The 23,450-nt window shown below is 56.6% G+C and carries 22 protein-coding genes and 3 pseudogenes; 14 read left to right on the forward strand and 11 right to left on the reverse strand.

Translation table 11 applies throughout. The features are described from left to right. From FHS21_RS24030 to FHS21_RS24040, 3 genes and pseudogenes are all read right to left on the reverse strand, one after another. A pseudogene (locus FHS21_RS24030) lies at positions 1–248 on the reverse strand (hypothetical protein); the annotation flags it as partial. Between the two features lie 141 nt (positions 249–389). Further along, on the reverse strand, positions 390–1,478 hold the full coding sequence (locus FHS21_RS24035; protein ID WP_183664489.1) for an extracellular catalytic domain type 1 short-chain-length polyhydroxyalkanoate depolymerase: 1,089 nt from the start codon (positions 1,476–1,478) through the stop codon (positions 390–392). Between the two features lie 191 nt (positions 1,479–1,669). Next, the gene (locus FHS21_RS24040; protein WP_158482335.1) at positions 1,670–1,855 is read right to left on the reverse strand and encodes a hypothetical protein; all 186 of its coding nucleotides are present in this window, start codon (positions 1,853–1,855) and stop codon (positions 1,670–1,672) included. A gap of 346 nt (positions 1,856–2,201) precedes the next feature. Between FHS21_RS24040 and FHS21_RS24045 the strand changes: the two genes are divergently transcribed. From FHS21_RS24045 to FHS21_RS24065, 6 genes and pseudogenes are all read left to right on the forward strand, one after another. Next, positions 2,202–3,713 carry an ATPase domain-containing protein gene (locus FHS21_RS24045; RefSeq protein ID WP_183664491.1) on the forward strand — a complete coding sequence of 504 codons (1,512 nt, stop codon included), beginning with the start codon at positions 2,202–2,204 and terminating at the stop codon, positions 3,711–3,713. Next, positions 3,697–5,748, forward strand: coding sequence for an ATP-binding protein (locus FHS21_RS24050; protein WP_376772200.1), 2,052 nt, complete (start codon positions 3,697–3,699; stop codon positions 5,746–5,748). The genes FHS21_RS24045 and FHS21_RS24050 overlap by 17 nt, the downstream gene beginning before the upstream one ends. 96 nt (positions 5,749–5,844) lie before the next feature. Continuing rightward, entirely contained in the window at positions 5,845–6,003 is a 159-nt protein-coding gene (locus FHS21_RS30905) for a hypothetical protein (protein WP_246411184.1), read from the forward strand. An 85-nt stretch (positions 6,004–6,088) separates the two neighbouring features. Beyond that, positions 6,089–6,508: a histidine kinase dimerization/phospho-acceptor domain-containing protein gene (locus FHS21_RS30910; protein ID WP_246411185.1), complete on the forward strand. Its 420-nt coding sequence runs from the start codon at positions 6,089–6,091 to the stop codon at positions 6,506–6,508. 418 nt (positions 6,509–6,926) lie between these two features. Further along, positions 6,927–7,166 (forward strand): annotated as a pseudogene (locus FHS21_RS24060) (transporter); the annotation flags it as partial. Between the two features lie 76 nt (positions 7,167–7,242). Then, positions 7,243–8,031 (forward strand): hypothetical protein, encoded by a 789-nt coding sequence (locus FHS21_RS24065; RefSeq protein ID WP_112532640.1) that lies wholly within the window; start codon positions 7,243–7,245, stop codon positions 8,029–8,031. A 62-nt stretch (positions 8,032–8,093) separates the two neighbouring features. Here the strand turns inward: FHS21_RS24065 and FHS21_RS24070 are convergent, their stop codons facing one another. The 3 genes from FHS21_RS24070 to FHS21_RS24080 form a co-directional block, all read right to left on the reverse strand. Continuing rightward, the gene (locus FHS21_RS24070) at positions 8,094–8,915 is read right to left on the reverse strand and encodes a hypothetical protein (RefSeq protein ID WP_183664495.1); all 822 of its coding nucleotides are present in this window, start codon (positions 8,913–8,915) and stop codon (positions 8,094–8,096) included. 83 nt (positions 8,916–8,998) lie between these two features. After that, entirely contained in the window at positions 8,999–9,997 is a 999-nt protein-coding gene (locus FHS21_RS24075) for an HAD family hydrolase (protein ID WP_183664497.1), read from the reverse strand. A 68-nt stretch (positions 9,998–10,065) separates the two neighbouring features. Further along, a complete protein-coding gene (locus FHS21_RS24080) occupies positions 10,066–11,784 on the reverse strand; it encodes an arylsulfatase (RefSeq protein ID WP_281386155.1) in 1,719 nt (572 codons plus the stop codon). A gap of 379 nt (positions 11,785–12,163) precedes the next feature. Here FHS21_RS24080 and FHS21_RS24085 point away from each other — a divergent pair, with 379 nt between their 5' ends. From FHS21_RS24085 to FHS21_RS24095, 3 genes are all read left to right on the forward strand, one after another. Continuing rightward, positions 12,164–14,053 (forward strand): sensor histidine kinase, encoded by a 1,890-nt coding sequence (locus FHS21_RS24085; RefSeq protein WP_183664500.1) that lies wholly within the window; start codon positions 12,164–12,166, stop codon positions 14,051–14,053. After that, complete coding sequence (locus tag FHS21_RS24090; RefSeq protein ID WP_183664502.1) at positions 14,050–14,697, forward strand: response regulator transcription factor; 648 nt, start codon at positions 14,050–14,052, stop codon at positions 14,695–14,697. The genes FHS21_RS24085 and FHS21_RS24090 overlap by 4 nt, the downstream gene beginning before the upstream one ends. A 79-nt stretch (positions 14,698–14,776) precedes the next feature. Then, complete coding sequence (locus FHS21_RS24095; RefSeq protein WP_183664504.1) at positions 14,777–15,154, forward strand: response regulator transcription factor; 378 nt, start codon at positions 14,777–14,779, stop codon at positions 15,152–15,154. A 99-nt stretch (positions 15,155–15,253) separates the two neighbouring features. Here FHS21_RS24095 and FHS21_RS24100 read toward each other — a convergent pair whose 3' ends face one another. Beyond that, on the reverse strand, positions 15,254–15,757 hold the full coding sequence (locus FHS21_RS24100) for a two pore domain potassium channel family protein (protein WP_112532677.1): 504 nt from the start codon (positions 15,755–15,757) through the stop codon (positions 15,254–15,256). A 169-nt stretch (positions 15,758–15,926) separates the two neighbouring features. On the opposite strand from FHS21_RS24100, the gene FHS21_RS24105 reads away from it, so the two are divergent. The 5 genes and pseudogenes from FHS21_RS24105 (at position 15,927) to FHS21_RS24125 (ending at position 20,136) form a co-directional block, all read left to right on the forward strand. Then, the gene (locus FHS21_RS24105) at positions 15,927–16,349 is read left to right on the forward strand and encodes a hypothetical protein (protein ID WP_183664506.1); all 423 of its coding nucleotides are present in this window, start codon (positions 15,927–15,929) and stop codon (positions 16,347–16,349) included. A 27-nt stretch (positions 16,350–16,376) separates the two neighbouring features. Beyond that, positions 16,377–16,946, forward strand: coding sequence for an OmpA family protein (locus FHS21_RS24110; protein WP_246411186.1), 570 nt, complete (start codon positions 16,377–16,379; stop codon positions 16,944–16,946). Positions 16,947–17,058: 112 nt separating this feature from the next. After that, positions 17,059–17,523: a DUF992 domain-containing protein gene (locus FHS21_RS24115; RefSeq protein ID WP_158482215.1), complete on the forward strand. Its 465-nt coding sequence runs from the start codon at positions 17,059–17,061 to the stop codon at positions 17,521–17,523. A gap of 82 nt (positions 17,524–17,605) precedes the next feature. Further along, positions 17,606–18,621, forward strand: a pseudogene (locus tag FHS21_RS24120) (Lnb N-terminal periplasmic domain-containing protein). Between the two features lie 228 nt (positions 18,622–18,849). Next, entirely contained in the window at positions 18,850–20,136 is a 1,287-nt protein-coding gene (locus FHS21_RS24125; protein ID WP_183664510.1) for an alpha/beta hydrolase, read from the forward strand. Between the two features lie 410 nt (positions 20,137–20,546). On the opposite strand, the gene FHS21_RS24130 is transcribed toward FHS21_RS24125, so the two are convergent. The 4 genes from FHS21_RS24130 to FHS21_RS24145 form a co-directional block, all read right to left on the reverse strand. After that, positions 20,547–20,705 (reverse strand): hypothetical protein, encoded by a 159-nt coding sequence (locus FHS21_RS24130; RefSeq protein WP_183664512.1) that lies wholly within the window; start codon positions 20,703–20,705, stop codon positions 20,547–20,549. A gap of 378 nt (positions 20,706–21,083) precedes the next feature. Beyond that, complete coding sequence (locus FHS21_RS24135; RefSeq protein ID WP_112529773.1) at positions 21,084–21,434, reverse strand: hypothetical protein; 351 nt, start codon at positions 21,432–21,434, stop codon at positions 21,084–21,086. Between the two features lie 97 nt (positions 21,435–21,531). Then, a complete protein-coding gene (locus tag FHS21_RS24140; protein ID WP_112529775.1) occupies positions 21,532–21,795 on the reverse strand; it encodes a GlsB/YeaQ/YmgE family stress response membrane protein in 264 nt (87 codons plus the stop codon). Between the two features lie 367 nt (positions 21,796–22,162). Next, positions 22,163–23,233: a zinc-binding metallopeptidase family protein gene (locus FHS21_RS24145; protein WP_112529778.1), complete on the reverse strand. Its 1,071-nt coding sequence runs from the start codon at positions 23,231–23,233 to the stop codon at positions 22,163–22,165. Positions 23,234–23,450: the final 217 nt, after the last annotated feature.

Consider the following 23,450-nt stretch of genomic DNA (forward strand, 5'->3'; position numbering starts at 1 on the left):
GTCCAGACAAACAATGTTCCGAAGGCAATGCATATCATGGGCAATGACAGGGGAACGTCCTTGAGCAGCATCGGCAGCCAAGCGGTGAACAGAACAACCACGCCAAACAGCGCGAGAAGGACAACATAGGTGTTGATAAGCATACTCCTTGGATAGCGGCGGCCTACCATAACACTTAACGTGACGTGAAGTTCGAAGACCTTGTTGAGCAGAAGCGCCGAACGCTGGATCCAACGGCTCTCGTTCATCCTTCTTTGGAACGAACTCGCAACTGATTATTTTGTTCTTCACGACCCAAATAATCTGAAATATTGGATAGCGTAGAGCCCGACTGGTGCACCGCTGTTTCTCGACGCATTAGCCTCTCATCTAAAAGAGGACAGATATGGTCACTTCAGCAATCCGGCTTTGCGCAGGGCATCTTCGATCACATCGCTGACCGATCGGTTGGCATGTCGTGGAGATCGCCGCTCAGGTTGAGCGGGGGCATTCACTTCCTGCTCAACGATAGGGGTTCTCTCATTGCCAAGCAGTTCCCACGAATTGGCGATATGCCAAGTGGATGAGATGCCGACATCAAGCATGAAGGGACGGGGAGACCCGTAACTGTGTGCACCCACTCTCTGAATTGGAGTGCCGTGGCCCATTCCATTGATTGTGTAGGCTTCAACGACGGTGGTACCCTCTGTGTTGCTCCATTTGCGCACCCGATGGCCATTCACCGTTCCCGTAATCGGCGCTTGGTCAAGTTCGTGCAGGCTGCGCCACTGTCCAAGGATTGCTTCCATGTTGAGTGAATCGACGGTTCTATCGGCGGTGCCGTGCCAAACGGAAATGGAGGGCCATGGTCCTTGGTAGTCCGATGCGCGCCGGATTCGATCAGCGAGAACACGGCTTTCCTGCAAGCCGTGGCCTCGCATTCGGTCGAATGCCTCAGGGATGCTTGACGCGCTGCCGTAAGGCAAACCTGCAATGATTGCGCCTCCTTTGAACATCTCGGGATAGGTGGCAAGCATGGCCGCGGCCATAGCACCGCCCGCTGATAAGCCGGTGACATAGATCTTTGCCGGGTCTGTGGAAAGCCTGTCCCTTAGGACTTCAATCATCTGGCTGATTGAACAGACCTCACCTTGGCCGCGAGCCGTGTCTTCGGTGGCAAACCAATTGAAGCAAAGATTGGGATTATTTTTCCGTTGCTGTTCGGGAAATAGCAAGGCAAATCCGAATTTATCGGCGAGCTCCGACCATCCTGAGCCATCGCTATAGTCGGCTGCCGTTTGTGTGCAGCCATGAAGGACAACCACCAGTGGCGATCCAGGCTGGAACCTCTTCGGAATATACGTCCACGCGAGCAGGTCGCCTGGATTTGAACCGAAGTCCGGCAAAATACATAGACGCGTGTTCGCCTTCGTCCAGGTCGGCTCGGCTAGGCGGCGCTGACTATTCAGGCGGTTGATCGTATCGGCAATATTCCTCATGACAGCGTCCTCATTGGTCAACGACGGGATGACGCTGATACACGGCTAACGCGTCTCGGAAGCAATCGTTGCTGCACTGCACAATTATTTGCGCTAGGGCAGGCAAGCTGGCGTCACCTCCCAGCGCGAGATCGAGCCAGGGGATGAGAAGTCCAGGACAGCCTTCCTGACAGCGATCCGTCAGGAGACGCTCAGTATTCCTCGCCGTCACCGCCAAGGTTCAGACATCCCATCGGCATGACCGTCTGCCGATCTTCCAGCCGCGACATCATTGGGCGCTGTTCGATCGGAACCGATGTCTGGCATTCTGCGACTTCACGGACGCAGTCATGTCGTTGTAGCAGGCCATGGTTGCCTTGATCAGACTTAGCTGACAAAGGATCAAATCCTGGATGAGGTACGCCTCAAGTGCAGAATCATACCTTTGTCCGGTGGCACGACATTGTCTTCTGGCTCCTTGACCGCATGCCAGTAACAAAGCCGGTATCCCAATTCTTCCTCCATGACGCTCGAAGATAAGTGCGCAAGGCTACACCGCCGCTCGTTGAGCAGTGTAGTGCTCCTTAGAAGCAATGTTCTTACAGAGGCGTCGGAACCAATCAATCGCCATGTCGTTTACCACAGCCGGCAGGGGTAACCGTCTGTAGTCCTAGAAAAGGGGAAATCTTCAAAATTCCTACCGTTTTCCGACTAATCGTCCGATAGCCCAAATGGAGCAAACACATGCAGCCTATTCCCAGATCGAAAAAAGCTCGAACTGGCGTCTCAGGATTAGATGAAATCCTTGCGGGGGGACTGAGCGAAGGCCGCGTGTTTTTGCTGGAGGGAAATCCTGGCACAGGCAAGACAACGATCGCTTTGAGTTTTTTGATGGAAGGAGCCGCGGCGGGCGAGCAAGGCCTGTATGTCACGCTATCCGAGACCGAAAATGAACTTCGTGACGGCGCGGCTTCGCACGGCCTGGCGATCGACACAAACATCGAGATCTTCGAACTTGTGCCGCCGGAAAGTCTTCTTGATGCGGAGCAACAGCAAAGCCTTCTTTACTCGTCAGATCTCGAACTGGGCGAAACGACCAAAGCCATTTTTGAGGAATTTGAACGCATCCGGCCAAAACGAGTGGTTTTGGACAGCCTCTCCGAAATCAGGCTTCTGGCCCAAGGCTCGCTGCGATATCGCCGGCAGATATTGGCGCTCAAGCATTATTTCGCGCGGCAGAACGCAACGGTCCTGCTCCTCGATGACTTGACGTCTGATAGTCTCGACAAGACCGTTCATAGTGTCGTTCACGGCGTCATCAAGCTCGAAGAACTTGCGCCAAACTATGGCTCGGAAAGAAGGCGCCTGCGGGTCATCAAATACAGAGGCCAGGCATTTCGCGGTGGTTTCCATGATTTCATAATCAGGACCGGCGGCGTCGTTGCTTTCCCGCGCCTTGTCGCGCTGGAGCACCGTCGGGAATTCTCCCGCGAAGTGCTTACCAGTGGTATAGGCGGACTCGACAACCTTCTTGGAGGTGGTTTGGAAAGGGGCTCGAGCTGCCTTGTACTTGGTCCAGCCGGCACAGGCAAAAGCACATTCGCACTGCAGTTTGTCATGTCCGCCATCAAGCGAGGCGAGAGAGCCGCGGTCTTCGTTTTCGATGAGGAACTGGGTTTATTGTTCGCGCGTGCCAAGGCAATTGGCATCGATCTCGAAAAAATGCGCGGCGAAGGCAATCTTCATATAGAACAACTCGATGCGGCGGAACTCTCCCCGGGAGAGTTTGCGCATCGTGTCAGGGAGCGCGTCGATAGCGCGAATGCCAAAACCGTGGTGATCGACAGCCTCAATGGTTACCAGGCGTCGATGCCGGAAGAAAACGCGCTTGTCCTCCACATGCATGAACTGCTGCAGTATCTCAATCGTCAGGGAGCGACGACCATCCTGACTGTTGCGCAGCATGGTCTGGTCGGGGACATGAAGACTCCTGTCGATGTTACCTACCTCGCCGATACCGTAGTCCTGCTCCGCTATTTCGAGGCGCGTGGGAGAGTGAGGAGAGCCGTCTCTGTCATCAAGAAGAGAACTGGCCACCACGAGGACACGATCAGGGAATTTCGAATATCCGACAAAGGGTTATCCCTTGGCGAACCCCTCGACGAGTTCCAGGGGGTTTTGCGCGGAGTACCCAATTTCGTCGGCAAGATCGAACCCCTGTTGACCCCTAACCAAGTGAGTGTCGATCATTCCTGACAACGACAGCAAATCGGCCCTCATATACGCACCAGTTGGTCGCGACGCGATGGTTGCTGCCTCCATTCTTACGGAAGCTGACATTGCCTCCAGGATATTTTTGGATCTTGAAAGCCTTTGCCACGCCCTCGGAGAACACGTTACGTTCGTTGTGATCACCGAGGAAGCAATCCTTGGCGCAGACCTGAAGCCGCTTTCATCATGGGTGGAGAGTCAGCCCAGCTGGTCCGACTTGCCCTTCGTTGTTCTGACACATCGTGGCGGCGGACCGGAGCGCAACCCTGCGGCGGCACGATTGTCCGAAATTCTCCGCAACGTCACCTTCTTGGAACGTCCCTTTCACGCGACGAGTTTCGTAAGCGTTGCAAAAACCGCTCTCAGGGCACGGGCTCGCCAATACGAAGCGCTGAACAGAATGGAAGAATTGAGCGAGGGGGAGCGCAGGCTTCAAACAGCACTGCGCGCCGGAAAGCTTGGTTCCTGGGAATATGATGTCACCGACGGCGCGCTCTTCACATCAGATGTATGCAAGGCGGTGTTCGGGAGAAGTCGGGGCGATAGTTTTGAATTTGATCATCTGGTCGACAGCATCCACGCCGATGATCGTGGGAAGATGCAAGCATCGATGCAAAATGCCATTTCGACCGGCCGGGACTTTGAAATCGAGTATCGGACGCTTTGGTTGGACTCGAGCGCGCATTGGGCGGAGTTCAGAGGAAGAGCCGTAAGAGACCGCGACGGCAATGTCTCACGCCTTGTCGGGGTCGCCTCTGACATAACCGCGCGCAAGACCGCTGAAAAAGAGCTGATTGAATTGAATGGGACGCTCGAAGAGCGCGTTGTTGAGCGCACATTGGAACTCAAAAATGCGCACCAGTCGCTTCTCGATCAGGTGAAGCAACGGGAGGTCGCCGAGGAACAGCTCAGGCAGGCCCAGAAAATGGAAGCAATAGGCCATCTTACCGGGGGCGTCGCGCATGATTTCAACAATCTGCTGATGGCAGTCCTTGGAAATCTCGATCTCCTGCGCAAGCATTTTGCCGACGATCCCAAGGCAGCGCGGCTGATCGACGGGGCGTTGCAGGGCGCGCAGCGAGGGGCAGCATTGACGCAAAGATTGCTCGCTTTTGCTCGACGCCAGGATCTTAAGGTTGAACCCGTCGATCTTGTAGAACTGGTGAAAGGGATGACTGATCTTCTATGGAGGTCGGTCGGATCCAAGATCCAGATCAACTACGACCTGCCTGCCGCGCTGCCGCCTGTGCTGGCAGATGCCAATCAAATTGAGCTGGCCCTGCTAAATCTTGTGGTCAATTCACGCGATGCAATGGCGAATGGCGGAGAAATAGCAATCGGCGTCAAGAATACGGAAATCGCTTCGGCTACAGGCGATCTGACTGCGGGAAGTTATGTCGTGCTCTCCGTTCAAGACACTGGTCAAGGAATGTCGCCTGAGACATTGAAAAGGGCGATTGATCCGTTCTTCTCCACGAAGGAACTCGGAAAGGGTACTGGCCTCGGCCTTTCCATGATCCATGGTCTGGCGGTGCAGCTGCGTGGCGCACTTCGACTATCGAGTTCCACCGGGGCAGGAACAACAGCGGAGTTGTGGCTACCCATAAGCACAAGTGTGAAAAACGATGTTGTGGCGGCAGACGACACTGTTCCCGCGATAGTTGAGGCAAAGTTTCGGATATTAATGGTGGATGACGATGCGTTGATCGCTATGAGCACTGCAGACATGCTCGAGGACTTGGGGCACGAAGTGATGGAAGCACATTCCGGTCTGGATGCACTGGAAATCCTTAAAAGCGGGCAAGAGTTCGACCTTCTCATCACAGACTATTCGATGCCAAAAATGACCGGTGCGGAACTTGCCAAAGCTGTACGCGTACTGAAACCAGACCTGCCTATCCTTATAGCCACCGGCTATGCCGATTTGCCGCCGGGAGCGGATATCGACCTGCCTCGACTTGCCAAGCCCTACAATCAAGCTGACTTGGCGGCCCACATAGCGAAAGCGTTGGTGCTCTAAAATTACAACCATCTGTGTTCAGATGGTCGGCCTTCACGAATAAAAGCTTCTGCTTCTGCGCATCGGGGACATTCAGCCGTTCATCCCGAGGGACGCATGTTTTACGAAACCCACTTTGCGCCGTTGCTGCGGATGCAGGGTTTCTTCCACGAAGTTGCACTCGATTTCGTCAGCAAAGACGGGACGAAGCTGCCCGTCCTCGTGAATGCCGTGGAGAACGAAATCTGGACGGCGGCCTCCTTTTCACGCGGCTGACAATCTTTCGGGCGACGGAACGCCGGCGCGTTACGAGCGGGAACTTGTCGATGCACGGGCGGCAGCTGAAACGGCAAAGCGACAATTGCAGGAGCTGAATGCCTCCCTGGAAGATCGCCTCAGAGAGGCTGTTGCGGAACGTCTGGAAGTCGAAAAGGGACTCAAAGCTAAAAAAGAGATTGCAGAATTGCGGGAGCAGTTCATCGCTGCACTCGGTCACGATTTGCGAAACCCGCTGGCCTCGATCAGCGGGGGTGCACGGATTCTCCAAAGAGAGCCGATGAGCGAGAAGGCTGGCCGTGTTATTGCCTTGATGCAGGGAAGCGCCACCCGCATGTCCGGATTAATTCATATTCTGCCGGACTTCGCCCGAGGGCGTCTTGGTGGTGGAATTGCGCTTGATCGCAATACTGAGCTGCCTTTACGTCCTGTACTGGAGCAGGTCGTAGCGGAGTTGCCTGTTGGGTCGCTCGACCACGTCATCGAAACCTTCGACCTGAGTTAACCGATCGACTGCGATCAACCGCGTATCGGGCAGATGGTGTCCAACCTTTTGAGCAATGCCCTGACCCACGGTTCTGCCGACGAGCCTGTGAGATGAAAGCGACAAGGGGAAAGGGTGTCCTGGAAATTGCCATTGAAAATGGCGGTGATCCAATCCCGACGCGACGATGGAACACCTGTTCCTGCCATTCTTCCGGGAAGGTTCGCGCCGCCAACAGGAGCTTGGACTTGGGCTCTTATTGCTTCTGAAATTGCCAAGGCTCATGGGGACACGTTGACCGTGAACTCATCAGTCACCTCCACGTGCTTCACGTTTCGCATGCCGTTCAGTGTCTGGTGATTGCAATGAGATTTTCCAAGTAATGGCGAGAGCACACTCCCGCCTTTGCCGTATTCGTCTCATCCGCGACGGAGCCACCCTGCAGCCGTTCATTTCCTACACCACACCGAAGGCCGGGACTTTCGCTCTCAACACCGAAAGCACCTATAATTGGGAGACCGAAGACTGGTCCGTCCCAACTAACTTCGTGGTATCAAAGCTGGTGAAGGTCAACAAACAGCCACTTCAACTTGCGGCTGGTGTCCGCTATTGGGCCGATAGCCCGGACAATGGACCGGATGGCTTCGGCGCGAGGCTGGCCGTCACATTTTTTTCCTAAATGACGATAAGCGATCGTAAACGAATTACAGCAGCATTATACAGGGCCAAGTCTTAGAAAATAAGAGGGGGACAACATGAAACACTCTATTGCCCTTGCGGCGTTGCTGACAGCAGGTCTCATGGCTGCGAGCCCGGCCCGGGCGGCCGACATCACGTCGCCGATGGCACCCGAACTCAAGCAGACCGAGAGGGATGGCTGGACGTTTGCCATTGCCCCGTATTTCTGGGCTGCGGGCATGTCCGGTGACGCCGGGCTTTTCGGCTTGCCCACTGTACATCTCGACATGGACTTCGGCGACATTTTGAAGAATCTCGACTTTGCCGCTATGGCGATCGGCGAGGCGCGCTACGACCGCTACAGCCTGTTCACCGACATCTTGTACACCAAGATCTCGACCGGCCGCGCCACGCCGCGAGGCATAATTGCCGGAAGTGTCGACGTCTCATCCGAAACATTCGCCGGCCTTATCGGTGCCGGCTATTCGGTGCTGCAGAACGAAAGGGGCAACCTCGATGTCGTCGGAGGCCTGAGGGTCTGGCACGCGAGCACCGACATTTCGTTCAGCGGCGGCTTGCTTGACGGCCGCGGCCGAAGCGACGGGGCGACCTGGGTTGACGGTCTGGCCGGACTGCGCGGCAAATATTCCATCACCGACAAGGTATATCTGACCGGGTGGGGCCTTGTCGGCGGCGGCGGGGCGAATGTCGACTGGGATGTCGCAGGCGGCATCGGCTATAGTTTCAACGACAAGATCTCGGCCGTTGCAGGTTATCGCGCGCTCGGCGTCGACTACAGCGATGACGGATTCGTCCTCGACATCGTCCAGCAGGGACCGATCTTCGGCGTCGTCATGCATTTCTGAGGCGGGAAGCGGCAAACGCAAAGTTCACGCTGCGCCAAAGCGGCTTGAACTTTGCGAATAACTCAATAGCACGGTGGAAGCGGATAATAGCCGCATTGCGGGTAGTAATATGGATTGGCAGCCGCCGCACCTATGGCGGCACCTGCTACCGCACCGGCTGCTACCGCACCGCTGCCATACCACGCTCCGTGGTAGATCGGAGCATGCCAGTAAGTCCCGCCGACATGAGCAACATTGATGTCATTGACGTGGGCGAAATTCCCGTGGAACCCGCCGGCGCCAAGGTCACCACCATGAAATCCGCCACCCGCAAAGCCGCCACCCGCAAAGCCACCGCCGCGGAAACCGCCTCCGCCAAATCCGCCTCCGCCAAATCCGCCACCGAAATGATCGATGAAAAGCGCTGCTGGTCCAGTCCCACCATCCAGGCTTCCTTCGAGAACCGCAACGTCGAATGTGAGATTGCCGCCGTCGAGCTTAGGAGATTTGAGGGTGACCACGGCGTCACTCACACCTGATCCGTCGCCGCCCAGCACGGATATTGTGGCATTCGGCGGATCAACGGCAAAGTTGTCCTTGCCCTCATCCCACTGCATGATGAACTGTTCGGTGGCGACATGTCCTGCGGCCCGCACCGGACGATCGGCAAAGACGATGGAATTCGCCGACACCCCGGTGAGAACAAGCTTGCCGCCGTCAAGCTTGGCCCCCGCCGAATTGATGACTGCCAGTGATGGTACCGGGCCGGTCGGCGTGACCGTCCCGATGGTCTTTTCCAGAGGTACGTTCGGTTTCTTGGCGGAATCCTGGGCAAGTGCGCCCGTCGTTATCAACGCCAAACCTCCGACAACGGCCACAAGGCGTCCGATGCGATTGATCTTCATGACAATTGTCCTTCTAAATTGAGCGAGCGCCTGAGCATCGTGCGCCTCGGCATATGGATGGAGCCGAGACGTGATGGGGTGCCTCACTTCTCGGGAAAAATCTGCTTCCAGTCGGCCTTCATGTCCACGACGGTCCACTGGTTCACGGCGGCGGCATCGAGCGCCGTATCCAGGCGGCCGAATTCCGTATTCCGGTCGTAGGCATATTCGCGCTCGGCATCCGTGTGATGGACGATCAGCCCGAATCCTGGTTTTTCGCCCAAAGTCGTCCACTGCAGCATCTCGAGGTCGCCGTCGGAATTGCCGAAAGCGGCGATCGGACGGCGGCCGATGTGCTCGTTGATGCCAACGGGCTTGCCGGCCTTGTCGTCGATGAAGTTGACTTGCGGCAGCCGCATCAAGGTCGGTGAGCCGTCCTTCATCTCGAACTGCGTCTTGATCGATGAACCGACGACCTGTTCGGGCGGAACGCCGTAGACCTTTTCGGTCCATGGCCGCATCATCTCGATGCCGCCCCCCGATACGATGAAGGTCTTGAAGCCGTTGGCGCGCAGATAGGCGAGCAGTTCGAGCATCGGCTGGTAGACGAGCTCGGTGTAGGGTTTCTTGAACCGGGGATCACGCGCGGTTGCAATCCAGTCGGTGACGATCGCCTGGAACTCCTCGTTGGTCATTCCGGAGTGCGTCGCCATGAGGAGCTCCAACAGCCCCTTGTCGCCCGATGCGGCCAGGGTCTTCATGTCGCCCTCGAGCACCGCCTTGAATGGCTGTGTGTTCTTCCATTCAGGGTGCGATGCGGCTTCGGCCTTCACCCGGTCGAGGACGAACGCAAGCTGGACATACATCGGGTGCTCGGTCCACAACGTGCCGTCATTGTCGAACACGGCGATGCGTTCTGGTTCCGCGACGAAGTCGGTTGAGCCCTCCTTGGTCACCTTCTCGACGAAGGCGACGATCGCCGCCTTCGGTGCCGTATCACTCCAAGACGGCAAGGGGTCTATCTGAGCCTGCGCCATTGTGGTGGCCAGCAAGATGAGAACACCGGCGAGTACGGTCTTTAAGGGTGCGTTTGACGACAACATGAGGGTTCTCCATCACGAACGGGATCGAGGAGGCGGACGCCCGAGGGCGTCCACCATTGGAGGATGCGTCAGTCGTGACCTACCTTCATGCTGCGGACCTGCGCCATCACCTGCTCCAGATTGTAGCTTGCAGGGTCCTGGAGCGGCGGGAAGTTGATGTAGGTCTCGAGATGCTTCAGCCACAGCACCTGGCCGATGGGCAGGATGTTCCAGTCATAGACGTAGGCGGTGGACGGTGACGCGATGGAGCCGCCCATACCGAAGAGTGTCTTGATCTGCTGTCCGACAGAAGTCTCGAACGGATCGCGTTTGATGTTGACGACCTGCGTCCAGGAGTAGGGCTGCACGCCAGCGATGAAGCCAGCCGGGTCGTCGGAGACCATGGCGAAATACATCTTCCAGTTCTTGTAACGGACCGCCGACGGCTCCTTGCCGGAATAGTACAAGAACGTGTCGCGCGCGGATGGCGACTTGCCTTCCAGGAAGTCACGCTGATCGATCCCGTCGAGCGTGGTCTTGACGACTTTCGGATATGTTCCCGCCTCGATCTGTTTCTTCAGCTCGTCGCCCTTCGGGCCGCCGGCGATGTTGACCAAGGTGGGCACCCAGTCGAGCGACGAGAAGATGTCGTTCTTGACCGTGCCGGGCTCGATGTGCCCCGGCCAGCGCACGACCAGCGGGGCCCGCATGCCGCCTTCCCAGGTGCTGAGCTTTCCACCCTTGAACGGGGTGACGCCGCCATCCGGGAAAGTAATCGTCTCGGCTCCGTTGTCGGTGGTGAAGACGACGATGGTATTGTCGAGCTGGCCCATGTCTTCCAGCTTCTTGAGAACGACGCCGATATTGTCGTCCATCTGCTTCATGCCGGCTTCGTTCATGCCCCAGTCCTTGCCGCCGGGCTCGCCGATCATATTCAAATATTTATCAGGCAACACCGTCGTGATGTGCATGCGGGCCGGGTTGTACCAGACGAAGAACGGCTTATCGGTCTTCTTCGGGTCGTTACGGTCGAGGAAGTCGACGACCTTGGCGGAGATTTCCTCATCAATAGTCTTTGACCGCTCCAGCGTCAGCGGGCCCTCGTCCTTGCAGGATTGATTTGCCGGGGTCCCGTCGGACGATGCGCATGCGAGCATCGGACGCGGTGGCGTCAGGCAGGTCGTTGTCTTCGGATCGACAGCGCCTGGAACCTCGGACATTCCGGGGATAGGCGTATTCATGCAAGGTGGCGCGATCCCCTGCTCTGTCGGCGATTTGTTGATGTCGGGGAAGCTGACACCCTGCATGGCGTCGAGGTGATAGAGATAACCCCAGAATTCCTGGAACCCGTGGGCCGTCGGCAGGGATTCGGTGGTATCTCCAAGATGGTTCTTGCCGAACTCGCCTGTCGAGTAGCCGAGGTCATACAGGAATCTGGCGAGATGAGGTGTGCCGGCCCGCAGGTAGGACGGGCTTCCGGGAATTTCCGGCAAGACCATACCCACGCGCACCGGCTGCATGCCCGTGATGAATGCAGTACGACCAGCCGTGCAGCTCTGCTCGGCATAATAGGTCATGAATTTCGCACCTTCCTGGCCGATGCGATCGATGTTCGGCGTTTCGCCGACCATCAGGCCCTGGTGATAGATGCTGGGCTGCATCCAGCCGATATCATCGCCCATGATGAAGAGGATGTTGGGCTTGTTTTGCGTCTCCTGCGCCTCGGCGGGCCCAAGAGCGCTGCTGCCCAAGAGAACGGCTGTGGCAGTCAATGCGCCAAGGCCGTAACTTAAGATTTTGCCGTTCATTTGTCAGTTCCTCCGTTTGAAGCTTCCAGCCTGAATGCGAACGAACGCAATGATTGACCAACCCCCAGGACAGGACAAGAACGCCGCGACCGACGTGTTCACCTTTTATGCGTCTGCACTTCGACATTCGAACCCGCGTGCCTCCCGGTGCGCAGGTCGGCGGCATCCTACGAAAGAGCGGTGCGAGGAGATATTGTACTTAGGGGCAAACGAGTCGACGTCGAATAAGATACGCAGCCGGTGGCCCGTTAATTCGGCAACCATTCCGGGGTGCACGTCGGAGCGGGCATACCCTTGGGATCACCTACACACTTCCACGGATACCGTCCTCTGCTCAATCTGCTACTATGGGTCCGTCTTGTTGGGGGCAAGAACGTTCATGGTGCGCAATTGGAAGGTTCGTTCGAGCCGGCTTGTCGGGATATCGGTCGCGTTCTTTTTCCTGGTTCTCCCGATGCTGGCCGCTGGACCGGCCGTCTCGATGGAGATCGTTGGCCGGGTGCCCCGTGTCCTTATTCTTTATCCTTACGACGAACGGATAGCGGCAACGACCGAAGCCGGCGAGGCAGTGCGAAACCGGCTGCGGGAAGGGACAGGGGGCAAGGTCGATATTTTCTCGGAATTTCTCGACCTCACAAGATTTCCGGAAAAAGCCCATGTCGAGAAAATGGCGCACTTCCTCACCGACAAGTATCGCAACCGTCGGCCGGATGTGGTGATTGCGCTCAGTGACGAATCGGCAAGCTTCATTGCCACCCACCGCGACACCGTCGCTCCCGGCGCGCGGATCGTCACCACGGGCCTCAGCAGATCCACCGCCGAGAACATAGGCTTGCCGGGCGACGTGTTCGGTGTCTTCAACAAAGACGACATAGTGAAGACCCTCGAGATGGCCCGCAGCCTGCAGCCGAAGGCGCGGCATCTCTTTATTATCGGGGGATCGGCGGATCTGGACCGTGCGTGGCTGGCAACGGCCCGTGCCGATCTTGCGGTTTTGGCCAAGAACTATGACACCACTTACCTGGAGAACTTGACCATCGACGAGTTCGTCGAGCGGGCCGCTCGCTTTCCCCCGGACAGCATCGTTCTCGCCCTGACTATTTTTAAAGACAGCACCGGCCGTAACTTCATTCCGCGCGAAGCGCTCAGGCAGATTGCGGCGACGGCCAGCGCACCGATCTATGGCCCTTATCCCACCTACATCGACCACGGCATCGTCGGCGGCAACATGGTCACTTTCGAGTCTCTGGGTCTGGCCGTTGCAGACCTCGCCCTCGATGCGATTGCCGGAAAGCCGATTGTCAATGTTGACGCTGCGCCGATCTATATTGCCGATGCGAGACAACTGAAGCGTTGGGGATTGTCGGAAAGCGATCTTCCCGCGGGAACTGTCCAATGGTTCAGGGAGAAAACTCTCTGGGAAGAGCACTGGCCGGCGGTCCTGACCACACTCGCCGTCATCGCGGCGCAAGGTGTCGTGATTGCCGGCCTTCTTGTCGAACGCCGCCGCCGCCGTGCCGCCGAACTGGAATTGCGCGTCCGTCTCCTCGAGCTCGTGCATCTCAACCAGTCCGCAACGGCCGGCGCGTTGACCGCCTCGATCGCGCATGAACTCAACCAGCCGCTCGGCGCGATCCGCAGCAACGCCGAGGCGGGGGAAATGTTGCTCCGGGGCGAGACACCCGATCTCAATCTGATCAAGCAGATCCTCGTTGACATAAAAGACGACGATCAGCGGGCCGGCGACATCATCACGCGGTTGCGGGGACTGCTGAAGAAGCGCAGTGAAATCGACTGGCAGGAATTCGACCTTAACGAAGTGATCAGCAGCGCAATCAAAATCCTCCGCCCCGAAGCCGAGCGGCGAAACATCATCGTCAGTTCCAAAGGCGCAATGGAGGAATTGCGGGTGCGGGCCGACAGGGTCCATATCCAGCAAGTCATTCTCAATCTTGCCACCAATGCGATGGATGCCATGCTCGACGTGGCGGCGACCGAGCGAAGGCTGGTGTTCCAGACCCGGCTGACCAAAGAAAGCAAGGTTGAGTTGTCGATTTCGGATACCGGATGTGGCATTCCCTGCGAACAGCTCGTCGGCATCTTTGATCCATTTTACACGACCAAGCCGACTGGAACGGGGCTTGGTCTTTCCATCGCGCGGATGATCGTAGAAACCTATGCAGGCAAGATATGGGCAGACAACCGGCCTGACGGGGGCGCTGTCATTCGTTTCAACCTGCCTCTCGTGCAAAGCGGGTGCGTCACATGAATCCCGTTATTCACATTGTCGACGACGACAACTCGTTTCGAACTGCCGTTGGCCGATTGATCGCATCCTATGGCTTCCGCGTGGCGTTCTATGAATCGGGCGATCAGTTTCTGACGACGCTGCCGAATGCGGAACCCGGTTGCATTCTCCTCGACCTCCAACTGCCCGGCTTGAGCGGTGCGGCCCTGCAAGAGCGTCTTGCCGAAACAGCGCCGCTGCTGCCCATCATCTATCTTACCGGCGCGGGCAACATCCAGGCCGGCGTGCGTGCAATCAAGGCGGGTGCCGAAGATTTCCTGGAGAAGCCGGCTTCCGGCGAGACCCTGAAGGAGGCGATAGACCGGGCGCTGTTGGAGTCCGAGAGGCGTCAACTTGAACACGATCGCGTTCATGCGCTCGAGGTCCTCGTGGCGAGCCTGACCCCACGCGAATACGAGGTGTTCAGTCTTATGGTCCGGGGCAACCGCAACAAGCAGATCGCCTACACCATCAGCACGTCGGAGCGAACCGTCAAAGCTCATCGGCACTGCGTCATGGAAAAACTGGGAGCCAAATCGCTGGCGGAGGCCGTGTCGATCGCCGAGAGAAAGGGATTGTTGGATACTTCGCCCAAGCCAGAGCGCCGCTTTGATACTTCCCCTTAGGACAATATACGACGCTACCTGTCAATCCTATCATCGGTCGAGCTGGTGACATTCAGAGGCCGGCTGAAAAGAGGACGAGGTGGAAAAGCTCCCATGGAGGATTGCTGTCGTTGAAGATGATCCGAGTATGTTGAGGAGTGTCCAACGCCTGCTGAATGCCCATGGTTATACGACAGAAGGATATTCGTCGGCCGAAGCTTACTTGGACCGCCCCGACACCAAAATTGATTGCCTTGTCCTCGACGTCGATCTTGTCGGTATGTCGGGGATCGAACTGCAGCGCCGATTGAGGGCGTCCGGATCCAGGCTTCCGGTGATATTCGTCACCGCACTTGAGGATGCTGCTCTTGAAGCGGAAGCGGCGCGTACGGGCTGCGTTGCCTATCTGCGCAAGCCGTTTCCAAGCGCGTTGTTGATCAAAGCCCTTGGGGAGGCATCGGCGACCACTCGAGATTGAACGTCCAGGTAATCCATGTTTCAGCCAACTCAATTGACCGCAGGCCGAACAACCTTCACGCAATCTATGTGAAGGATCGTACGGGGCAACGATTATTTCCTATCCATCCACATCGGCATCACCTGAAGAAATGCCACCGTCTGAGTTCTTGGCCCGATCTCTATCTAGTCTGCCAAATTCGGTCATGATGCTTACCAGAACGCTGCCCGTCCATCCGAAGGTGAACAAACCCGATATCGCTATGATTGGCCCAAGCAACCGCCATTGATCGGGCAATCTGATGGTGCCTTCGCCGAGGGTCGTATAGTTTTCCAGGACGAAATAATAGCTATCGCGCATCGGCGGAATCAAACCGCGCACGGATATCGGAACGGCCCAGATAAGAGTTTCGGCAAAATGCAAGGTCGCAAGGGAGGCAATGGTGGCGGCGAGCAACAAGTTCGGCCGCCAGTGTGACGTATTTTTGGTGATACGAATCCACGATTTGCTGAACTGTCGATTTATGACCCTGATACCTGCACCATGGACGAAAATGACCACGATCAATATCAGCGTGCCGACGACAATTTCCAGAACAGGGTTGGTGTTTGAAACTTCGTCCATCCTATTGTCCTTATGAAGAGTCAGAATACAGCCCCGAGGGCAATGTGCATCCCTGGCACGTCGACGAGGCTTGGCCGCTTAGGCGGATGACGCCTTCCCTAAAGGACAATAGCCACTTCTCGGCCATTCGATAGACTGCCGCAGGAATCAGACCCGGGAGTTTTGAGCAATGAACAGACTTTATTTGTTGGGCACGGCGATCGTTGTCGCTTCGCTTTCCTCAACCGCGATTGGGCGAGCGGATACGATGAGCTACGCCGATGCGGTAACGGCGCTTGCCAAGGATTGTGGCTCGGACATCAAGAAAGTCTGTAAAGGCCTCAATCTAGGCAACAACCGGATTCAGGACTGCCTGCAGAAAAACCAAGCAAAGGTGTCGTCGACCTGTACCTCCACGCTGGGCCAGGTGACCACTTCGATCCAGCAGCGACAGGCGGCGCAGACCGGGTTCTTCAAGATTTGTGCGCACGACGCGGCGCAGTATTGTGGAGGCATGAAGGGGGAAGGCAACATTCTTGCTTGCCTGCTGAAGTCGAAACGCGTCGACAACGGCAAGTGCAACCAAGCGATCACAGATGCAGGATGGCGGTAGATCATGACCACACTCGGGGGAAAGAAAATGTTCATTCGTCAACTTCGTGCCGGTGTGGCGCTGGGTCTTTTGCTGATGGCCGGCATCGCCTCGGCTCAGCAACTCAGCAATCAGCAGCTGCTCAGCAGTCTGAGCCAAATCTCCAAAGCTGCACCTGTCATAGATCCGGCTTTACTCATGCAGGAAGCAAATGCCAACGTTGGCAAAGGCGTTTCCGGCCAACCGAACTGGAGCCAGCTCGCCAACCTGTCGCAGCTGCTTGTCGAAATTGACTTCGAGAACGATTCCATTGCCATCGAACCGAAGTCATACCGCACGGTCGGCCTGATCGCCGATGCCCTGCATCATCCCAATTTGATGTTCTACAAGTTTCTCGTTGTTGGCCACACAAGTTCTACCGGCGACGCCAAACACAATCTCAAACTGAGCCAGGAGCGTGCGGATGCGATCACGGAAGCCTTGGCAACGACATTCGCCATTCCGCGCAACCGGCTCTATTCCGTCGGTGTGGGCCAGGAGATGCCGGTGGATCCAGCCAACCCAAAGGCGGCGGACAACCGGCGCGTGCAATTGATCAACCTCGGGCGGATGAAGTAGCGGACCTGTAACGGTTACGTACTTCACTTCTTGGTTCTGGCACGAACCTATGGGGTTCGCCGGAACTGACTGGATGGTGTTTCAACTGACCAAAGAAGAACAGGAGTTGCGAATGACTTTCTTTCATAAGGTGCTTGCCAGTGCCGCCGCGTTCATGCCCTTCGATGCAAATGCGGAGTCAGTCCAGATTGGAACGCTCGCCTGCGATGTCTCCAAAGGGATCGGAATGTTCGTCGTGGAGAAGCAGAAACTGACCTGCTCGTTCAAACAGAAGAGCGGCAATACCGAGAACTACACCGGATCGATCGACGAGTACGGCATCGCAATCGGCGAGGTCGCGTCGGGCCACCTGATCTGGGGCGTCGTTGCGGCGACCAGCGGACTTGCCGCAGGAGCGCTCGCAGGCACCTATGCAGGTATAGGAGCCAATGCCTCGGTCGGGCCCGGAGCAGGTGCAAACATCCTTGTCGGGGGTACGGGCAAGGCGTTTTCCCTGCAGCCGATTTCGGTCGAGGGCCAAGAGGGCATCAACTTCGCCGGAGGGGTCACGACCGTCACTTTGAACCCGGCACCTTGATCATGCCGCAGGCAAGCGGGGCCCGAGATTGGTTGTTGGCAAAGTCATGGGCAGGCAAATCGACAGGATCAAGTAGCGGACTATGCGACTTATAGGGCGTTTGCTGTTTGCCGGCATTCTGGCTTCAATCATCCTTGTTGCCACGGCGTGGGCGGTGGGAGCACTGTGGTACCAGCTGCCCGTGCCACCGTCTGCGAGAATTGTGGCTGCCTTCTTGTGTGGTGTTTTTGGCCTTGCAACGATAGTCGCCATCTTCACGAGGCTCAGGAACTGGTTGCTGCTCCTGTTTCTATTGTGTTTTGTCTTGCTGCTGACGTGGTGGAGCACGATCAAGCCGCTGGAACATGCGGACTGGGCACCGGAGGTGGCGCGGCAGGTCACCGGAACGCGTAACGGTGATGTCTTGACGCTGAACAACGTCCGCGACTTCGGATGGCACAGCAAAACAGATTTCACCGAGCGCTGGGTGACGCGGACCTATAATCTGAACAAGCTTCGCACGGCTGATCTCTTCTTGTCACAATGGGGAAATCCCAACATCGCCCATGTTATTCTAAGCTTCGGCTTCGAAGACGGGGACTATATCGCCTGGTCGGTTGAGGTGAGGCGGCGCGTCGGGGGCGCGTTTTCGCCCGTTGCCGACCTCTTCAAGAGCGATCCGCTGGTGATCATAGCGTCGGATGAGCGCGATGTGGTCGGGGTGCGATCGAACTTTCGCGGCGAAGATGTCCAGATCTATCGCCTCAGAGCGCCGCCTGAAGCGGCCCGCGCGCTGCTGCTTGAGTATGTTCAGGATGCCAACGCGCTTTCCACGACGCCGGAATCTACAACTCGATCACGACGAACTGCACGACAACGATCGTCAAGATGATGCGGGCCGTCGGCGACGTGGTTCCTCTCGACTGGCGGCTGATCGTCAATGGCTATCTTCCAGAATACGCCTATGAGCGGGGCGCGCTCGATACCAGTCTGCCGCTCGCGGATTTGCGGCAACGCTCCCATATTGCCGAGCGGGCCAAGGCAGCGGGATTGTCACCGGAGTTCTCCCGACTGATCAGAATCGATGTGCCGTCTCCGGCTGCACCGCAAAAACAATGATACCGATAGCACAGCGGAAATTCGCAACGCCGCCCTTTGCCGAAATCAATGGCAGTCCGATCATTCGTGGCACCAATGACGTTTGCGGCAGTAGCGTTCCTCTGGTATGGGTATTTACCTGTTTCAAACTTAAATTATTCTTTAAATGTGATCGCACTTTACGTTTGAGCGAAAAAGAACTGGGGGGTTCTGTTCAATCTGTGAAGCGACGGTGTGGGGAGTTCACTGATGGTCCCTAAGTCGCCTCTTTTCTTCGAGTGGCCCAAATGGGTGTTGGTCTGCGGCGTCCTCGTGCTCGCGGCAGGTTGTGCTGGTCGTCCAAAAAACGTGTTGTTGCCAGTTGCCGACACCGCGCCTACGTCGAGCAGGGTCGAAATGCTGGTTACGACGACCCGCAGCCGCTCCTCCAATCGCGGTGAGATGTTTACGGGGGAGCGCGGTTTGGCTCCAGCATTTGCAGACATCATCGTGTCGATCCCGCCAAAAAATGTTCGGAAGGAGGGGGAGGTCGCCTGGCCGAAAAGGTTGCCGCCGAACCCGGCGACGGACTTCGCCACCTTGAAAGCAGATGAATTGACGCGGGAGGGGGCGATAAAATGGCTGAACGTCTCCGTCAAGAAAAGCCCGGACCACAGCGTTCTCGTCTTCGTCCACGGGTTCAACAATCGGTTCGAAGACTCAGTCTACCGTTTCGCGCAGATTGTCCAGGATTCCGGCGTGCATAGTGCCCCTGTGCTGGTGACGTGGCCTTCGCGCGGCAGTCTGCTTGCTTACGGCTATGACCGCGAGAGCACGAATTACACGCGCAACGCTCTGGAGAACCTGTTCCAGTATCTGGCGAAGGATCCCGAGGTGAAGGAAGTCTCGGTTCTGGCCCATTCGATGGGAAACTGGCTTGCCCTGGAATCCCTGCGTCAGATGGCGATCCGCAACGGTAAGCTGCCGGCGAAATTCAAGAACGTCATGCTGGCAGCTCCCGATGTGGATGTCGACGTGTTCCGCTCGCAGATCGTCGACATGGGAAAGCAGCATCCGCAGTTTACGCTGTTCGTTTCCCGCGACGACCGCGCGCTGGCGTTTTCACGGCGGGTGTGGGGAAACGTGGCCCGGCTTGGGTCCATCGACCCAGAGCAGCCGCCATTCAAACAGGAACTTGAAGACAACAAGATCGCCGTCATTGACCTGACAAAGATCAAGGTCGGCGACGACCTTCATCACAGCAAGTTCGCCCAGTCTCCGGAGGTCGTCCAGCTCATCGGTAAACGTATTTCGGAAGGCCAGACGCTCACGGATAACAGGGTAGGCTTCGGCGACCAGATACTTGTGGCGACAACGGGCACTGCTGCCGCAGCGGGTAATGCTGCCGGACTGATCCTGGCCGCTCCCGTTGCCGTCGTCGATCAAAACACCCGCGACAACTACGGGCGTCAGGTCGGTGCGCTGACCGGGCCAAGCGGTGTGAGAAAACCTGCCGAGAAGGGCTGCGGCGCTGGACCGGCGACGAGGTGCAACTGAGTCGGGGACACCCCAATTCTGGCAGTGGCCAATAGACATCATAAGCATCGTCCAGAACGGCGGGCACCGCGCCTGCGTGCTCCGTTTTGGACGTCCTAATCTTCAATTTTACACCAGTCTTCGGCGTGGCCATAACGTGGTCGATGATTGCCGGTTGTTGCCGTGCACGCAGTCCGATGTTTAGGAACCGTTCTGAATGGAGATATGCATTGCTGTTTCGCGCGCATGGTCAAATTCCGAATCCATGCCACAGGGAGAACAACCTGTCCGGCTACAGCACCACCGTGAAGGTCGATCGAGTACCCAACCATAGGCACGCTACGAGCTCTCGCGTAAGAAGGATTATCGCTGCCATGCAGAGGAACCCGAAACATGCCCCCACAGCGCAGAGTTGGTTACACTGACTTTTCTCATACTGCCTCCCTGGCGGCTTTCCATTTGATCGTCTGGAGCCCGATGATCTTCTGATCAGGGGAGACAACCGGCGTCAACGTCGCCGTATCATTCTCGTTTCGACGCGTAAGTTTCCAGCATACGATCGACGTCAGATAGCTGCCGATAGAGTTCATCCAGCATATCATCAACGAGGTTCATCTTTTCGCCCGCCACGGCAAAAATTTCCTGTGAAGCACCGCGGATTTTCGATGCGCAACATCATACTCCGGTCCGGGGGTAAAGCGGCGTTGGCTTTGGTCAGGGCTTGCTGGATCGAGACGGCGGAATGAACGGCATCGACGACGCTGGCGAACTCTGCCAGAACGCTGTCGCCCGCCGTCCCGGAGATTTCTCCACGGCCCTGAATAATTATGGCGTCGATGATTGAACGGTGCGACGATAGTGTTGCAAGGCCGCCTCTTCATCCCGATGCATCAATCTCGAATACCCTTCGACATCGGCCGCCAGAATTGCAACGAGCTTTCGTTCAAGCGGGGGGGCCTCCATGGTTGTCATCTCATTCTGCGAGAGCTGCCAAAGAGCGCGTGTGTAAGATGGAAGCTCAAAATGCCGATTGCCAGCAGTGAGATTAAAGGGCGCTTATGAAATTGTCTTTCTGCCTCGGAACGTAACCGTGCTGGCGCTCGGGCCACGATTGCGGTTGCTTCCTCAGCGATAAGACTTATCGACTCGGCCAGACGGCCAATCTCCGCCCGCAGTGCCGCCAGTTGATCCGACATAGGCAGGTCTTGCGATATAGCTTCGCCCGGGTCTTTCTTGCGTTGTTCGAGAACCTGGTCAACCAAGTAAGTATCGCTTTCAACTTCGGCTTCACCTGTATCGCGCGTGGGTTCGGTCTGCATTGATCAATCCTGTATTGTCTTGAAGACGTGTTGCCTTCTCGAGCCCGCTGAATAACCCCGGCGAAATCTCCTACACCGGGCGAGTGCTAGGGTAGTCTCACACGGCCGTGGTTCCTCGAAACATCCGGCCCACCGCGATGAGAATGCATGCTCCGATAAATCCGGCGACCAGATAGCCCAGCCACCCCGTCAGGATAACGCCAAAAAACGACAGCAACGCATTGGCTATGACGGCCCCGACGATTCCCAAAATGACGTTCATGACTACGCCTGTATTGCTCTTCATAAACATCTCAGCAAACCAGCCTGCAAGACCACCTATGATGATTGCGGCAATCCAACCAATTCCGGCATTTTCCATTTCAAGTTCTCCAGTTGACACGATGTCAAAAACGCAACCCTGAGAAGAAGAATTTGTTCCGGAAGAAAAAGATACATTATGAAATTCCAAGCGGGCAGACCGGCAGTCCTTCGTTCGCCGGCTTGATTGAAGAGGTGGCTTCCATCCCTCAATCTCTGACAGAGGCGTAGTCCTCGACGTCCTGCCGCGAAACATTCTGGGCGTTCTCGCAATTGATCGAGGTGTCCTCGCCCGCGACCGGCGCTGTACAGCATCTCTTGCTGCCTTTTGACGCCGCTTGTGACCCGAAGGTTTCTGGCCAGACGTTTTTTTAGATTGGTAGGTTCAGTCGCCATTGTTCGCATCAACGTGATAAGTGATTGCTTAATCAAGGTTGCCGCTGGAACCTCTGAACAAGGCGATGCAGGTATTCGAGTTTGGCGATGACCGGCGACGACAAGACGAACGGATACGAATCGGATTGCCCCATGCTGCGCTGTATGGAATTGATTGCGATACTGAGTGGGACCCAGGTGCTCACAAGCTGTTCGGCGGTACCCGCTTGATAAGGATCGAAATCGATTGATGCTGCCATTGCCAGATGCTTTGGCGGTTTTGCTGCGACGCCAAATTCGCGTGCGGTCTCGAGGCTGTCAACGATATGGATATAGTGTGCAAAGCACTCGGCAAAGTCTTCCCATGGATGGGAGCTTGCGTAAGCCGAGACGAAGCTTTCCTGCCACCCCAAGAGGGGACCATTGGCATAATAGTGCTGGAGAGCTTCTTCATAATTTGGCCGCTCATCGCCAAACACCGAGCGGTAGTTCTCCAGGTCATTGCCGTCGCGGACAAGCTTGTTCCACATGAAATGCCCGCTTTCGTGACGAAGGTGACCAAGCAATGTTCGATATAATTCATGGACGGACTGCTTCGCCTCTTCACGCGTCGCATCATCGGCCTCGGCGGCACGAATGGTGATGAGACCTTCGTCATGGCCACTCATCGCAGGTACAATCATTCCGCCGGGAAGATGTTGATCTTCGAGGAAATCGAAAACCAGGCCGCCCGTCGGATCCTCAATGCGATCGGGGTGGGGAAGATTCCAGCGCAAAATGGAATAGAAGAGGTGCTGCTGCGCCCGACTGATTTTGCGCCAATGGTTTAAGCCCTCTGCTGTTTTGACGGATGGCACCAGGCGATTATGACGGCAAGACAGGCAGAAACCCTGGCTCTCCGAGGGATCGACTAGCCAATTGCAAACGTCATAGGATGCGTTTGCGCACATGCATGCTTCCAATCTTTCGCCTCTCACAAATCGCCACAACCCTTCCGCCTCGGAGTTGATTGCTCGCATTGTCATACTCACAGGTTCATAGGCCAGCCTGGATTTGCACTGGACACATTGGCGATTGTCAAAAAAGACAACATTCTTGCAGTTGTCGCAGGTAAAGAGGCGCATCGGGAACTGCTTCTCAGGTGAGTGGGATGGGAACGACAGGGTGTCATTCCGAAACGGTAGAATAAGTGGATGGTTCCGAGAGCTATGAGTTGGTGGTTAGCCGATATGGCGTTTCCTTCAGCTCATCACCGCCATCTTTAGTTCCATGCCGGCGCAAAAATATATTTAGAACGTGCATCGGGAACATTGGCAGCAGCGGTGGGTTGTCATTCCACCG

Origin of the sequence: Phyllobacterium trifolii, from assembly GCF_014192095.1 — a bacterium.
Taxonomy (GTDB): Bacteria; Pseudomonadota; Alphaproteobacteria; order Rhizobiales; family Rhizobiaceae; genus Phyllobacterium; species Phyllobacterium trifolii.